This is a genomic window from Streptomyces sp. NBC_00154, from assembly GCF_026342835.1.
Classification (GTDB): domain Bacteria; phylum Actinomycetota; class Actinomycetes; order Streptomycetales; family Streptomycetaceae; genus Streptomyces.
The window spans coordinates 5,845,516-5,859,302 of the sequence record NZ_JAPEMI010000001.1 but is presented as its reverse complement, the minus strand read 5'-3'; the positions used below and the strand labels follow the sequence as shown (position 1 = coordinate 5,859,302).

The 13,787-nt window shown below is 69.6% G+C and carries 12 protein-coding genes; all 12 read right to left on the bottom strand.

From position 1 onward, the window contains the following. Positions 1-36: 36 nt before the first annotated feature. The gene (gene metK / locus OHA03_RS26300) at positions 37-1,245 is read right to left on the bottom strand and encodes a methionine adenosyltransferase (RefSeq protein WP_267006225.1); all 1,209 of its coding nucleotides are present in this window, start codon (positions 1,243-1,245) and stop codon (positions 37-39) included. A gap of 241 nt (positions 1,246-1,486) precedes the next feature. Next, the gene (gene coaBC, locus OHA03_RS26295) at positions 1,487-2,689 is read right to left on the bottom strand and encodes a bifunctional phosphopantothenoylcysteine decarboxylase/phosphopantothenate--cysteine ligase CoaBC (RefSeq protein WP_267006224.1); all 1,203 of its coding nucleotides are present in this window, start codon (positions 2,687-2,689) and stop codon (positions 1,487-1,489) included. A 142-nt stretch (positions 2,690-2,831) separates the two neighbouring features. After that, a complete protein-coding gene (gene rpoZ, locus OHA03_RS26290; protein WP_003970369.1) occupies positions 2,832-3,104 on the bottom strand; it encodes a DNA-directed RNA polymerase subunit omega in 273 nt (90 codons plus the stop codon). 83 nt (positions 3,105-3,187) lie between these two features. Continuing rightward, positions 3,188-3,805 (bottom strand): guanylate kinase, encoded by a 618-nt coding sequence (gene gmk, locus OHA03_RS26285; RefSeq protein WP_267006223.1) that lies wholly within the window; start codon positions 3,803-3,805, stop codon positions 3,188-3,190. 38 nt (positions 3,806-3,843) lie between these two features. Next, complete coding sequence (locus OHA03_RS26280; protein ID WP_267006222.1) at positions 3,844-4,167, bottom strand: integration host factor; 324 nt, start codon at positions 4,165-4,167, stop codon at positions 3,844-3,846. Positions 4,168-4,411: 244 nt separating this feature from the next. Further along, positions 4,412-5,251, bottom strand: a complete 840-nt coding sequence (gene pyrF / locus OHA03_RS26275) for an orotidine-5'-phosphate decarboxylase (RefSeq protein WP_267006221.1) — start codon at positions 5,249-5,251, stop codon at positions 4,412-4,414. Beyond that, positions 5,248-6,357 carry a quinone-dependent dihydroorotate dehydrogenase gene (locus OHA03_RS26270; RefSeq protein ID WP_267006220.1) on the bottom strand — a complete coding sequence of 370 codons (1,110 nt, stop codon included), beginning with the start codon at positions 6,355-6,357 and terminating at the stop codon, positions 5,248-5,250. Before OHA03_RS26270 ends, pyrF begins: the two co-directional genes overlap by 4 nt. Positions 6,358-6,422: 65 nt before the next feature. Then, positions 6,423-9,731 (bottom strand): carbamoyl-phosphate synthase large subunit, encoded by a 3,309-nt coding sequence (carB, locus tag OHA03_RS26265; RefSeq protein ID WP_267006219.1) that lies wholly within the window; start codon positions 9,729-9,731, stop codon positions 6,423-6,425. After that, on the bottom strand, positions 9,724-10,866 hold the full coding sequence (carA, locus tag OHA03_RS26260; RefSeq protein WP_267006218.1) for a glutamine-hydrolyzing carbamoyl-phosphate synthase small subunit: 1,143 nt from the start codon (positions 10,864-10,866) through the stop codon (positions 9,724-9,726). The genes carB and carA overlap by 8 nt, the downstream gene beginning before the upstream one ends. Further along, the gene (locus OHA03_RS26255; protein ID WP_267006217.1) at positions 10,863-11,444 is read right to left on the bottom strand and encodes a hypothetical protein; all 582 of its coding nucleotides are present in this window, start codon (positions 11,442-11,444) and stop codon (positions 10,863-10,865) included. The genes carA and OHA03_RS26255 overlap by 4 nt, the downstream gene beginning before the upstream one ends. Next, a complete protein-coding gene (locus tag OHA03_RS26250; protein ID WP_267006216.1) occupies positions 11,441-12,727 on the bottom strand; it encodes a dihydroorotase in 1,287 nt (428 codons plus the stop codon). The genes OHA03_RS26255 and OHA03_RS26250 overlap by 4 nt, the downstream gene beginning before the upstream one ends. Positions 12,728-12,729: 2 nt before the next feature. Next, on the bottom strand, positions 12,730-13,755 hold the full coding sequence (locus OHA03_RS26245; RefSeq protein ID WP_267008163.1) for an aspartate carbamoyltransferase catalytic subunit: 1,026 nt from the start codon (positions 13,753-13,755) through the stop codon (positions 12,730-12,732). Between the last annotated feature and the right edge of the window lie 32 nt (positions 13,756-13,787).

Sequence of the window (13,787 nt, the reverse complement as noted above, 5' to 3'; positions counted from 1 at the left end):
CGTCCGGGCCCCGGCGTACGGGCGAGAGCGGCAGGCTTACAGCCCGGCCGCCTTGCGCAGTGCTTCCACGCGGTCGGTGCGCTCCCAGGTGAAGTCGGGAAGCTCGCGGCCGAAGTGGCCGTACGCCGCGGTCTGGGCGTAGATCGGACGCAGCAGGTCGAGGTCGCGGATGATCGCGGCCGGGCGGAGGTCGAAGACCTCACCGATGGCGTGCTCGATCTTCTCGGTCTCGATCGCGGCGGTGCCGAACGTCTCGACGAACAGGCCGACCGGCTCGGCCTTGCCGATCGCGTACGCCACCTGCACCTCGCAGCGCGCCGCGAGGCCCGCCGCGACGACGTTCTTGGCGACCCAGCGCATCGCGTACGCCGCAGAGCGGTCCACCTTCGACGGGTCCTTGCCCGAGAAGGCACCGCCGCCGTGACGGGCCATGCCGCCGTACGTGTCGATGATGATCTTGCGGCCGGTCAGACCGGCGTCGCCCATCGGGCCGCCGATCTCGAAGCGGCCGGTCGGGTTCACCAGCAGCCGGTAACCGTCGGTGTCCAGCTTGATGCCGTCCTCGATCAGCTGCGCGAGGACGTGCTCGACGACGAATTCGCGGATGTCGGGGGCGAGCAGCGAGTCGAGGTCGATGTCGCTGGCGTGCTGCGAGGAGACGACGACCGTGTCGAGACGGACGGCCTTGTCGCCGTCGTACTCGATGGTGACCTGCGTCTTGCCGTCGGGGCGCAGGTAGGGGATGGTCCCGTTCTTGCGGACGTCGGACAGCCGGCGCGAGAGGCGGTGCGCCACGTAGATCGGGAGCGGCATGAGCTCCGGGGTCTCGTCGCAGGCGTAGCCGAACATCAGGCCCTGGTCGCCCGCGCCCTGCTTGTCGAGCTCGTCCTCGTCGCCCTCGACACGCTTCTCGTACGCCGTGTCGACGCCCTGCGCGATGTCCGGGGACTGTGCGCCGATGGACACCGAGACGCCACAGGAGGCGCCGTCGAAGCCCTTCTTGGAGGAGTCGTAACCGATCTCCAGGATCTTGTTGCGCACCAGCGTCGGGATGTCGGCGTAGGCCTTGGTCGTGACCTCACCCGCGACATGCACCAGACCGGTGGTGATCAAGGTCTCGACGGCGACGCGCGAAGTCGGGTCCTCACGCAGGAGGGCGTCGAGAATGGTGTCGCTGATCTGGTCAGCGATCTTGTCGGGGTGACCCTCGGTGACAGATTCCGAGGTGAAGAGACGGCGGGACACATCGCTCCCTGGGGTTGCAGCGGCTGCTGGCTGATCATTGGCGGACGTCCGGGAGCTGCGCCCGACACGGTCCGGGACCCAGTTTATCGGTCGCTATCGCTTGTCGGACAACGTGTCTCGCCTTTTGGAAGTTCTGTGACGTGCGGCACTGCTTGCTGCGGTACGACAATCACTCCCCAAAGAAGCCCTTTATGCCCATTTTTAGGGGGTTTTGGGCTCTCCGGGTGGCGAAACGAGGAATTCACACGAAACGCGCCGACACGAGATCCCAGATCGTGTCGGCGAGCCCTTCCTTGGGACCGTACGGCACGGGCGTCTCACCGCCGTCGGCCGCGAGCACCACCGCTTCGTTCTCCTCGGAGCCGAAGGTCTTGCGTTCCCCCACCTCATTGACGACCAGGAGATCGCAGCCCTTGCGGCGGAGCTTCTCCCGGCCGTTGGCGAGGACGTTGTCGGTCTCGGCGGCGAAACCGACGACGATCTGGCCCGGTGCGGCCCGCTCGGCGGAGACCTCCGCGAGGATGTCGGGATTACGTACGAGCGTGATCGGGGCGGGCTCCTGGCCGTCCTTCTTCTTGATCTTCCCCTGGGCGTACTCGGCCGGGCGGAAGTCGGCGACCGCGGCCGCCATCACCACGACATCGGCGTCGGACGCGGCCTTCAGCACGGCTTCGCGCAGTTGTACCGCGGTGCCGACCCGCACGACATCGGCGCCGGACGGGTCGGGCATCCCGGTGTTGGCCTCGATGAGGGTGACGCGGGCGCCGCGGGCGACCGCGGTGCGGGCGAGCGCGTACCCCTGCTTGCCGGAGGAGCGGTTGCCGAGGTAGCGGACCGGGTCGAGCGGCTCCCGGGTACCGCCCGCGCTGATCACCACGTGGCGGCCCGTCAGATCGGGTTCGACGGGCCCGCGGGCCAGCACCCGGCGGCAGACCTCGAAGATCTCGCCGGGGTCGGGCAGCCGGCCCTTGCCGGTGTCGACGCCGGTGAGTCGGCCGACGGCGGGCTCGATGACGACGGCGCCGCGTCGGCGGAGCGTGGCGACGTTCTCCTGAGTGGCGGGGTGCTCCCACATCTCGGTATGCATGGCGGGCGCGAAGACCACCGGACAGCGGGCGGTGAGCAGCGTGTTGGTGAGGAGGTCGTCGGCGAGGCCGTGGGCGGCCTTGGCCAGCATGTCGGCGGTGGCGGGGGCGACCACGACGAGGTCGGCGCCCTGGCCGATGCGCACGTGCGGCACCTCGTGGACGTCGTTCCACACCTCGGTCGACACGGGGTGGCCGGAGAGCGCCGACCAGGTCGCGGCGCCCACGAAGTTCAGCGCCGACCCGGTCGGGACGACTCGTACGTCATGACCGGACTCGGTCAGCCGTCGCAGCAGCTCACACGCCTTGTAGGCGGCGATGCCCCCGCTGACCCCCAGAACGACCTTCGGCTTCTCCACTGCGTCTCCCCGCACTCGGGTACGTACTCGGACACGTACACCCCCATGCTGCCTCACGGCGTCCGAGCGGCTCCCACAGCCCCGGACGCACCACAGGCCCGGCAGTGGTGACCGCCGGGCCTGTGGTGAGTGCAATTCCTGCTTACTGCGCGGGGCCCTCGATGGCCTCGGAGGTCAGCAGGCCCGCGTTGATCTCGCGGAGCGCGATCGACAGCGGCTTCTCATGCACGTGGGTGTCGACGAGCGGACCGACGTACTCGAGGAGGCCCTCGCCGAGCTGCGAGTAGTACGCGTTGATCTGGCGCGCGCGCTTGGCGGCGTAGATCACAAGGCTGTACTTCGAGTCGGTGGCCTCGAGGAGCTCATCAATCGGCGGGTTGATGATGCCCTCGGGCGTGGTGATGGAAGAGGACACTCTCTGCCTTCCGAAGGGGGTAAAAATCAAAGAGATCTTTGACAGTGCGGGTTCCGCCGGGGTGGCGATCCGGGTCGGCTGCGTCAGTCGCTGCTCTCACGGCGGGCGGAAGTCTGCAACATCAAGGCTAGCAGCTCGCGTGCCACGTCCTCGACGGAGGTGTTGACCAGCGTCGTATCGAACTCGGATTCGGCAGCGAGTTCGACCTTCGCGGCGGCGAGCCGTCGCTCGATGACGTCCGGCGCCTCGGTCCCGCGGCCGGTGAGCCGGCGCACCAGCTCGTCCCAGCCGGGCGGGGCGAGGAAGACCAGCCGCGCGTCGGGCATCGACTGACGGACCAGTCGCGCCCCCTGGAGATCGATCTCCAGGAGGACCGGTTCGCCCGCCTCCAGGCGTTCGAGCACGGCCCGGCGCGGTGTGCCGTAGCGGTTGCCGGCGAACTCGGCCCATTCGAGCAGCTCGCCGTTGGCGATCAGCTTGTCGAACTCGTCGTTGTCCACGAAAAAGTAGTGGACGCCGTTGCGCTCGCCGGGGCGCGGCCGACGGGTCGTCGCCGACACCGAGAGCCAGACCTCTGGGTGGACCTTGCGCATATGAGCGACGACCGTGCTCTTGCCGACCCCGGAGGGGCCGGAGAGCACGGTCAGCCGCGGACGTACGTCCGGGGGTACGGGGGACGTCCCCCGGGATGTTGCAGCCATGGAGCGATTATCCCCGTTCTCAGGGGTGCCTGAGAACGTCAGACGGGAGAGCCGCCGAACTCTCGCTCCAGGGAAGCAATCTGGTTGGAGCCGAGACCCCGGACCCGGCGGCTCTCGGAGATCCCGAGCCGCTCCATGATCTGCTTGGCGCGGACCTTGCCCACGCCGGGCAGGGACTCGAGAAGGGCGGAGACCTTCATCTTGCCGATGACATCATTCTCCTGGCCCTGCTTGATGACCTCGTGGAGGGAAGCGCCGGAGTGCTTGAGTCGATTCTTGACCTCGGCCCGCTCCCGGCGAGCCGCGGCGGCCTTTTCGAGCGCGGCTGCGCGCTGTTCAGGGGTAAGGGGCGGAAGAGCCACGCCTACGTCACCTCGGATGTCGATCTGTCGGATACGGACCGGTGAGGAACTTAATCGCCCCACACCTGGTGAGCAACGAACAACCTGTGCACGTTGGCTCTCGACGGAGACTAGCGGCCAAGGCCGCCCGAGTCAGCGAGAACAGACGAAAAGTCCTGGTCAGCCTTGGCCGACCAGGACATTTCAGGCATAACTACCGAGATTTTTGGTCAGGATTCCGCCAACACGCCGTTACGTGGCATCGTCAGCTTGCCGGGACGGCCGCGCGGACCTCGTCCGTGAGCCGATCGGCGGCTTCGCGCAGCCCGGACGCGTCGGGTCCGTGGCGCAGCACGCCCCGGCTCACGCTCGGCAGCACATTGCCCACCGCGGCGCCGAAGACACCCGGGAGATCGGCGGGGGTGGCGCCCTGCGCACCGATGCCGGGGGCCAGCAGCGGTCCGTTGACCGCCAGGTTCACCCCCGCGTCGCCGAGTGTGGCGCCGATCACCGCGCCGACCGAGCCGAGCGGCGTGGCGCCCTCGTTCTCGGCGGCCACGTGGTCGAGCATCAGCTGGGCCAGCGACCGGCCGTCGGGGGCGGTGGCGCGCTGCACCTCGGCGCCCTCCGGGTTGGAGGTGAGGCCGAGGACGAAGACGCCCGAACCGGAGAGGACGGCCGCGTCGAGCGCCGGTCGCAGCGAACCGAAGCCCAGGTAGGGCGAGACCGTGAGCGCGTCGGAGAAGAGCGGCGATCCCTCGTCCAGGTAGGTCGCCGCGTAGGCGCCCATGGTGGAGCCGATGTCGCCGCGCTTGGCGTCCATCAGGACGAGCGCCCCGGCCGCCCGTGACTCCTCGACGGCCTTCTCCAGGACGGCGATGCCGCGCGATCCGAACCGCTCGAAGAACGCGGACTGCGGCTTGAGGACGGCGACCCGGTCGGCCAGCGCCTCGACGACCGTACGGGTGAACCTCTCCAGGCCCGCGATGTCGTCGTTCAGGCCCCAGGCGGTGAGCAGCGAGGCGTGCGGGTCGATGCCGACGCAGAGCGGCCCGCGGGTGTCCATGGCGCGGCGCAGTCGCGCGCCGAAGGGTTCAGGGGTCACTTCATGACCTTCCGGGTCTCGGCGCCGACGGCCTCGGCGAGGGTGGCGTACGGGGAGGCGGCGAGGCGCGCGGCGAGGCCCTTGTGGATCGCGCGGGCGTAGAACGGACCCTCGTAGATGAAGGCGCTGTAGCCCTGGACGAGGGTGGCGCCGGCGAGGATGCGCTGCCAGGCGTCCTCGGCGGTCTCGATGCCGCCGACGCCCACGAGGGTGATCTCGTCGCCCACGCGAGCGTAGAGCCGCTGCAGGACCTCCAGGGAGCGCGCCTTGAGGGGCGCGCCGGAGAGTCCGCCGGTCTCCTCGACCAGCGACGGCGAGGACTTCAGCCCGAGGCCGTCGCGGGCGATGGTGGTGTTGGTGGCGATGATGCCGTCCAGGCCCAGCTCGACCGCGAGGTCGGCGACCGCGTCGACGTCCTCGTCCGCGAGATCAGGGGCGATCTTGACGAGGAGCGGGACCCGGCGGTCGGTGACGGTCCGGTCGGCCGCCTCGCGCACGGCGGTGAGCAGCGGGCGCAGGGCCTCGGTGGCCTGGAGGTTGCGCAGGCCGGGCGTGTTGGGCGAGGAGACGTTGACGACGAGGTAGTCGGCGTGACGGGCGAGCCGTTCGGTCGACTTCACGTAGTCGCCGACGGCTTCGGCCTCCGGCACGACCTTGGTCTTGCCGATGTTGACGCCGACCGTGGTCCGGAAGACCGGGCTGCGGGTCGCCAGGCGCTCGGCCACGGCCGCGGAGCCCTCGTTGTTGAATCCCATACGGTTGATCAGCGCGCGGTCCGCCACGAGGCGGAAGAGCCGCTTCTTGGGGTTGCCGGGCTGCGGCTCGCCAGTGACCGTACCGATCTCGATGTGGTCGAAGCCGAGCATCGACATGCCGTCGATCGCGACGGCGTTCTTGTCGAAGCCCGCGGCGAGGCCGAACGGGCCGTGCATGCGCAGGCCGAGGGCCTCGGTGCGCAGCTCCTTGTAGCGGGGGGCGAGCGCCGCTGCGACGAACGTACGCAGCACGGGGATGCGGGCCGCGAGGCGGATCCACCGGAAGGCCAGGTGGTGGGCCTGCTCCGGGTCCATCCGCTTGAAGACCAGCTGGAAGAAGAACTTGTACATCGGGGTGTCCTCGGTGTCCTCACAGAGAGGGGGACACCGTTTCCGGTGTCCCCCTGCTGGGCCTGCTAGTCGCGCGCCGCGGTCAGATGTTCCGCGTGTTCCTGCAGGGAACGTACGCCGACGTCTCCGTGGTTGAGTGCGTCGATGCCCTGGACGGCGGCAGCGAGCGCCTGGACCGTCGTGAGGCACGGCACGGACCGGGCGACGGCCGCGGTACGGATCTCGTAGCCGTCGAGCCGGCCGCCCGTTCCGTACGGCGTGTTGACGATCAGGTCGACCTCGCCGTCGTGGATGAGCTGGACGATGGTCCTCTCGCCCTGCGGTCCGACGCCCTCGGACTGCTTGCGCACGACCGTGGCGTGGATGCCGTTGCGCTTGAGCACCTCGGCGGTGCCGGAGGTGGCCAGCAGCTCGAAGCCGTGGGCGACCAGCTCGCGCGCCGGGAAGATCATCGAGCGCTTGTCGCGGTTGGCGACGGAGATGAACGCGCGGCCCTTGGTGGGCAGCGGGCCGTACGCACCGGCCTGCGACTTGGCGTACGCCGTGCCGAAGACCGAGTCGATGCCCATGACCTCGCCGGTGGAGCGCATCTCCGGGCCGAGGACGGTGTCGACGCCGCGGCCGTGGATGTCGCGGAACCGCGACCACGGCATGACCGCCTCCTTGACGGAGATCGGCGCGTCGAGCGGCAGGGTGCCGCCGTCGCCGTTCTTCGGCAGCAGACCCTCCTCGCGCAGCTCGGCGATGGTCGCGCCCAGCGAGATGCGGGCGGCGGCCTTGGCGAGCGGGACCGCGGTCGCCTTCGAGGTGAAGGGGACGGTGCGCGAGGCGCGCGGGTTGGCCTCCAGGACGTACAGGATGTCGCCGGAGAGCGCGAACTGGATGTTGATCAGTCCGCGGACCCCGACGCCCTTGGCAATGCCCTCGGTGGAGGCCCGAAGCCGCTTGATGTCGTAGCCGCCGAGGGTGATCGGCGGCAGCGCGCAGGCGGAGTCGCCGGAGTGGATGCCGGCCTCCTCGATGTGCTCCATGACGCCGCCGAGGTAGAGCTCGGTGCCGTCGTAGAGCGCGTCGACGTCGATCTCGATGGCGTCGTCGAGGAAGCGGTCCACCAGGACCGGCCGGGTGGGGCTGATCTCGGTGGACTCGGCGATGTACGAGGACAGCCGCGTCTCGTCGTACACGATCTCCATGCCGCGGCCGCCGAGCACGTACGACGGGCGTACGAGGACCGGGTAGCCGATCTCGTCGGCGATGGCCTTGGCCTCGGAGAAGGTGGTGGCGGTGCCGTGCTTGGGGGCCGGGAGTCCGGCCTCGGCCAGGACGCGGCCGAAGGCGCCGCGGTCCTCGGCGGCGTGGATCGCCTCCGGCGAGGTGCCGACGACCGGCACACCGTTGTCCTTGAGCGCCTGCGACAGGCCCAGCGGGGTCTGGCCGCCGAGCTGGACGATGACACCGGCGATCGGGCCCGCGAGGGACTCGGCGTGCACGATCTCCAGCACGTCCTCGAGCGTCAGCGGCTCGAAGTACAGGCGGTCGGAGGTGTCGTAGTCGGTGGAGACCGTCTCCGGGTTGCAGTTGACCATCACGGTCTCGTAGCCGGCGTCGCTCAGCGCGAAGGAGGCGTGGACGCAGGAGTAGTCGAACTCGATGCCCTGGCCGATGCGGTTGGGGCCCGAGCCGAGGATGATCACCGCGGGCTTGGTGCGGGTCGCGACCTCGCTCTCCTCGTCGTACGAGGAGTAGAAGTACGGCGTCTTCGCGGCGAACTCGGCGGCGCAGGTGTCGACCGTCTTGTAGACCGGGCGGATGCCGAGCGCGTGCCGCACCTCGCGGACGACGTCCTCGCGCAGATCGCGGATCTCGGCGATCTGAGCGTCGGAGAAGCCGTGCCGCTTGGCCTCGGCGAGCAGCTCGGGGTCGAGCTTGTCGGCGGCGGCCAGCTCGTCGGCGATCTCCTTGATCAGGAACAGCTGGTCGACGAACCAGGGGTCGATCTTCGTGGCGTCGAAGACCTCTTCCTGGGTGGCGCCGGCCCGGATCGCCTGCATGACGGTGTTGATACGGCCGTCGGTCGGCCGGACCGCCTCGGCGAGCAGCTCGGCCTTGTCGCCGGTCTCGCCGATGAAGGTGAACTGCGAGCCCTTCTTCTCCAGGGAGCGCAGTGCCTTCTGCAGCGCCTCGGTGAAGTTGCGGCCGATCGCCATGGCCTCGCCCACCGACTTCATGGTGGTGGTGAGGGTGGAGTCGGCGGACGGGAACTTCTCGAAGGCGAACCGCGGGGCCTTGACCACGACGTAGTCGAGCGTCGGCTCGAAGGAGGCCGGGGTCTTCTCGGTGATGTCGTTGGGGATCTCGTCGAGCGTGTAGCCGACGGCCAGCTTGGCGGCGATCTTGGCGATCGGGAAGCCGGTGGCCTTCGACGCCAGCGCCGAGGAGCGGGAGACGCGCGGGTTCATCTCGATCACGATGACGCGGCCGTCGGCCGGGTCGATGGCGAACTGGATGTTGCAGCCGCCGGTGTCGACGCCGACCTCGCGGATGATCGCGATGCCGATGTCGCGCAGCCGCTGGTACTCGCGGTCCGTGAGCGTCATGGCCGGGGCCACGGTGATCGAGTCACCCGTGTGGACGCCCATCGGGTCGAAGTTCTCGATGGAGCAGACGACCACGACGTTGTCGTGCTTGTCGCGCATCAGCTCCAGCTCGTACTCCTTCCAGCCGAGGATGGACTCCTCCAGGAGCACCTCGGTGGTCGGGGAGAGCGTGAGGCCCTGACCGGCGATCCGGCGCAGCTCCTCCTCGTCGTGCGCGAAGCCGGAGCCGGCGCCGCCCATGGTGAAGGAGGGGCGGACGACGACGGGGTAGCCGCCGAGCGTCTCGACGCCCCCCAGGACGTCGTCCATCGAGTGGCAGATGACGGAGCGGGCGGACTCGCCGTGGCCGATCTTGGCGTTGACGGCTTCGACGACGCCCTTGAAGAGGTCGCGGTCCTCGCCCTTGTTGATGGCCTCGACATTGGCGCCGATGAGCTCGACGCCGTACTTCTCCAGGACACCCTTCTCGTGCATGGAGATCGCGGTGTTGAGCGCGGTCTGGCCGCCCAGCGTCGGGAGCAGCGCGTCGGGGCGTTCCTTGGCGATGATCTTCTCGACGAACTCGGGGGTGATCGGCTCGACGTACGTGGCGTCGGCGATCTCCGGGTCGGTCATGATCGTTGCCGGGTTGGAGTTCACCAGGATGACGCGCAGGCCCTCGGCCTTGAGGACGCGGCAGGCCTGGGTGCCGGAGTAGTCGAACTCGGCGGCCTGTCCGATGACGATCGGGCCGGAGCCGATGACCAGGACGGACTGGATATCGGAGCGCTTAGGCACGCTGGCCCTCCATCAGGGATACGAAACGGTCGAAGAGGTACGCGGCGTCGTGCGGGCCGGCGGCTGCCTCGGGGTGGTACTGGACGCTGAAGGCCGGCTGGTCGAGGAGTTGCAGTCCCTCGACGACCTGGTCGTTCAGGCAGACGTGGGAGACCTCGGCGCGGCCGAACTTCGTGTCGGACGCCTTGTCCAGCGGGGCGTCGACGGCGAAGCCGTGGTTGTGCGCGGTGACCTCGACCTTGCCGGTCGTGCGGTCCTGCACCGGCTGGTTGATGCCGCGGTGGCCGTACTTCAGCTTGTAGGTGCCGAAGCCGAGGGCGCGGCCCAGGATCTGGTTGCCGAAGCAGATGCCGAAGAGCGGCGTCTTCCGCTCCAGGACGCCCTGCATGACGGAGACCGGGTGGTCGGCGGTGGCCGGGTCGCCGGGGCCGTTGGAGAAGAAGACTCCGTCGGGCTCGACCGCGTACACCTCGTCGAGGGTGGCGGTGGCGGGCAGGACGTGCACCTCGATGCCGCGCTCGGCCATCCGGTGCGGGGTCATGCCCTTGATGCCGAGGTCGATCGCGGCCACGGTGAACTTCTTCGTGCCGATCGCGGGGACGACGTACGTCTCCTTGGTCGCGACCTCGGCGGAGAGGTCGGCGCCCACCATCTCGGGGGCTTCCTTGACGCGGGCCAGCAGCGTGGCCTCGTCGGCGACGGCGTCACCGGAGAAGATGCCGACGCGCATGGCGCCGCGCTCGCGCAGGTGGCGGGTGAGGGCGCGGGTGTCGATGCCGCTGATGCCGACGACGCCCTGGCGCTCCAGCTCCTCGTCGAGCGAGCGCTGCGAGCGCCAGTTGGAGGGCAGCCGCGCGGGGTCGCGCACCACGTATCCGGCGACCCAGATCCGCTGCGACTCGGGGTCCTCGTCGTTCACACCGGTGTTGCCGACGTGCGGGGCGGTCATCACGACGACCTGGCGGTGGTACGACGGGTCGGTCAGCGTCTCCTGGTAGCCCGTCATGCCGGTGGAGAACACCGCCTCGCCGAAGGTCTCCCCCACGGCCCCATAGGCGCGGCCGCGGAAGGCGCGGCCGTCCTCCAGGACGAGTACGGCGGGAACCCTGGAGGCTCCCCGGGTGGAGGTCGTCATCGCGCGATGCCTTCCGTAGTGCTGTCGGTGAGGTGGTGGATGGCGTCGACCCAGGCCGGGTGTTCGGCCGAGTGGTCGGAGCGGAAGCCGGAGTCGATCAGCTTGTCGCCGAGCGCCCAGGTGATGATCAGCAGGCCGCCCTCGGGGAGGACCTTGCCCGCGATGCCCTTGTCGAGCCGGGCGTCACGCAGGTGCGCTGCCGGGACGAAGAAGTCGGCCGCCCCGGGGCGTACGACGTCGAGACCCTGTTCGGTCAGCGTGAGCTCGACGCGGCTGCGGGTGCCGAGGCCGTGGGCGACGATCCGGTCGAGCCACTGCCCGGCGGTCGTCGAGGCGTGGTAGCGGCCGGTCATCGTCAGCAGGGGTGGCTGTGCCGCGTACCCGTCCGGCGTGGCGGGCAGCTCCGGCAGGTCGGACTGCAGGCTTCCGCGCCACTTCCATCCCTGGCGCATCAGCCAGTAGACGAAGGCGATGAAGACGACGAGTCCGATCACCCAGCTGATGCGGGCGGACAGGTCGGTCACGTCCGCCGACTTCTGCTCGGCGGCCAGCTGGTACAGGGGGGTGAGTGATGTCACGCGAGCTTCCCGTCGACGACCGTGGCACGGCCCCGCAGGAACGTGTGGGTGACGCGACCCGGCAGCTCGCGCCCCTCGTACGGGGTGTTTCGGCTGCGGGAGGCGAAGCCCGCGGGGTCCACGACTCCACGGTATGCCGGATCGACCAGCGTGAGGTTGGCAGGCTCACCGGCCGAGACGGGACGGCCGTGTCCTTCCAGGCGGCCGATGGCCGCGGGGCGGACGGACATCCGGTCCGCGACACCCGCCCAGTCGAGCAGACCGGTCTCGACCATCGTCTGCTGGACGACCGAGAGCGCCGTCTCCAGGCCCACCATGCCCATGGCGGCCGCGGCCCACTCGCAGTCCTTGTCCTCGTGCGGGTGCGGGGCGTGGTCGGTGGCGACGCAGTCGATCGTGCCGTCGGCGAGCGCCTCGCGTAGGGCCATCACATCGGCCTCGGTACGCAGCGGCGGGTTCACCTTGTAGACGGGGTTGTACGACCGTACGAGTTCGTCGGTGAGGAGCAGGTGGTGCGGGGTGACCTCGGCGGTGACGTTCCAGCCCTTGGACTTGGCCCAGCGGACGATCTCGACGGAGCCGGCGGTCGACAGGTGGCAGATGTGCACCCGGGAGTCGACGTGGGCGGCGAGGAGGACATCGCGGGCGATGATCGACTCCTCGGCGACGGCAGGCCAGCCACCGAGGCCGAGCTCGGCCGAGACGATGCCCTCGTTCATCTGGGCGCCCTCGGTGAGGCGGGGCTCCTGGGCGTGCTGGGCGACGACACCGTCGAACGCCTTCACGTACTCCAGCGCGCGCCGCATGATCACGGCGTCGTCGACGCACTTGCCGTCGTCGGAGAAGACTTTCACTCCGGCGGCCGAATCGTGCATCGCGCCGAGTTCGGCGAGGTGCTTGCCGTCCAGGCCGACGGTGACGGCGCCGATCGGCTGCACGTCGCAGTAGCCGGACTCCTTGCCGAGTCGCCAGACCTGCTCGACGACGCCGGCGGTGTCGGCGACCGGGAAGGTGTTGGCCATGGCGTGCACGGCGGTGAAGCCGCCGACTGCCGCGGCCTTGGTGCCGGTGAGGACGGTCTCGGAGTCCTCACGGCCGGGCTCGCGCAGGTGGGTGTGGAGGTCGACCAGACCGGGGAGCAGAATCTGTCCCTCGGCCTCGACCACCACGGCGTCACCGGCATCGATACCGGTACCGACCTGCGCGATGGTCTCGCCGTCGATCAGGACGTCCTGCGGCTCGCCACCGAGGACCTTCGCGCCGCGAATAAGGATCTTGCTCATGGTTACTTGTTCTCCTCGGAATCGGCAGGGCGCGCAGCGCTTCGATCAAGGGTGGCGGCGGGCGACGGGTGGGAGGGTGCGGCGGGCTCGGAGCCGCCCAGCAGCAGGTACAGGACCGCCATGCGGATCGAGACGCCGTTGGCGACCTGCTCGACGACCGTGCACCGGTCGGAGTCGGCGACCTCGGCGGTGATCTCCATGCCGCGGACCATCGGGCCGGGGTGCATGACGATGGCGTGCCCGGGCATCTTCGCCATGCGCTCGCCGTCCAGGCCGTAGCGGCGTGAGTACTCGCGCTCGGTCGGGAAGTACGCGGCGTTCATCCGTTCACGCTGCACCCGCAGCATCATCACCGCGTCGGACTTCGGCAGCACGTCGTCGAGGCTGTAGCTGACATCGCACGGCCACTGCTCGACACCGACCGGGACGAGGGTCGGCGGGGCCACCAGCGTGATGTGGGCGCCGAGGGTGTGCAGCAGGTGCACGTTGGAGCGGGCGACCCGGCTGTGCAGGATGTCGCCGACGATCGTGATCCGTCGTCCTTCCAGGTCCCGGCCGAGCCCGGCATCGGCCCCGACCAGCCTGCGGCGCATGGTGAAGGCGTCCAGGAGGGCCTGGGTGGGGTGCTCGTGCGTGCCGTCACCGGCGTTGACGACGGCACCGTCGATCCAGCCGGAGGTGGCGAGGCGGTACGGGGCGCCGGAGGCACCGTGCCGGATGACGACAGCGTCCGCGCCCATCGCCTCCAGGGTCAGCGCGGTGTCCTTGAGCGACTCGCCCTTGGAGACGGACGAGCCCTTCGCGGAGAAGTTGATGACATCGGCGGAGAGGCGCTTGGCGGCGGCCTCGAAGGAGATGCGGGTACGCGTCGAGTCCTCGAAGAAGAGGTTGACGACGGTGCGGCCGCGCAGGGTCGGGAGCTTCTTGATCGGCCGGTCGGCGACGCGGGCCATCTCCTCGGCGGTGTCGAGGATCAGGACGGCGTCGTCGCGGGTGAGGTCGGCGGCCGAGATGAGGTGACGCTTCATCTGGGTGTTCTCCGGGTGGCTGGAGGGTTCAG

What these genes read in the sequence shown, in the direction of transcription:
- gmk (WP_267006223.1), bottom strand. Translation starts at nt 3,805, where the DNA reads ATGGCTGCAACATCCCGGGGGACGTCCCCCGTACCCCCGGACGTACGT.
- OHA03_RS26270 (WP_267006220.1), bottom strand. Translation starts at nt 6,357, where the DNA reads ATGTACAAGTTCTTCTTCCAGCTGGTCTTCAAGCGGATGGACCCGGAG.
- carA (WP_267006218.1), bottom strand. Translation starts at nt 10,866, where the DNA reads ATGACGACCTCCACCCGGGGAGCCTCCAGGGTTCCCGCCGTACTCGTC.
- OHA03_RS26250 (WP_267006216.1), bottom strand. Translation starts at nt 12,727, where the DNA reads ATGAGCAAGATCCTTATTCGCGGCGCGAAGGTCCTCGGTGGCGAGCCG.
- OHA03_RS26245 (WP_267008163.1), bottom strand. Translation starts at nt 13,755, where the DNA reads ATGAAGCGTCACCTCATCTCGGCCGCCGACCTCACCCGCGACGACGCC.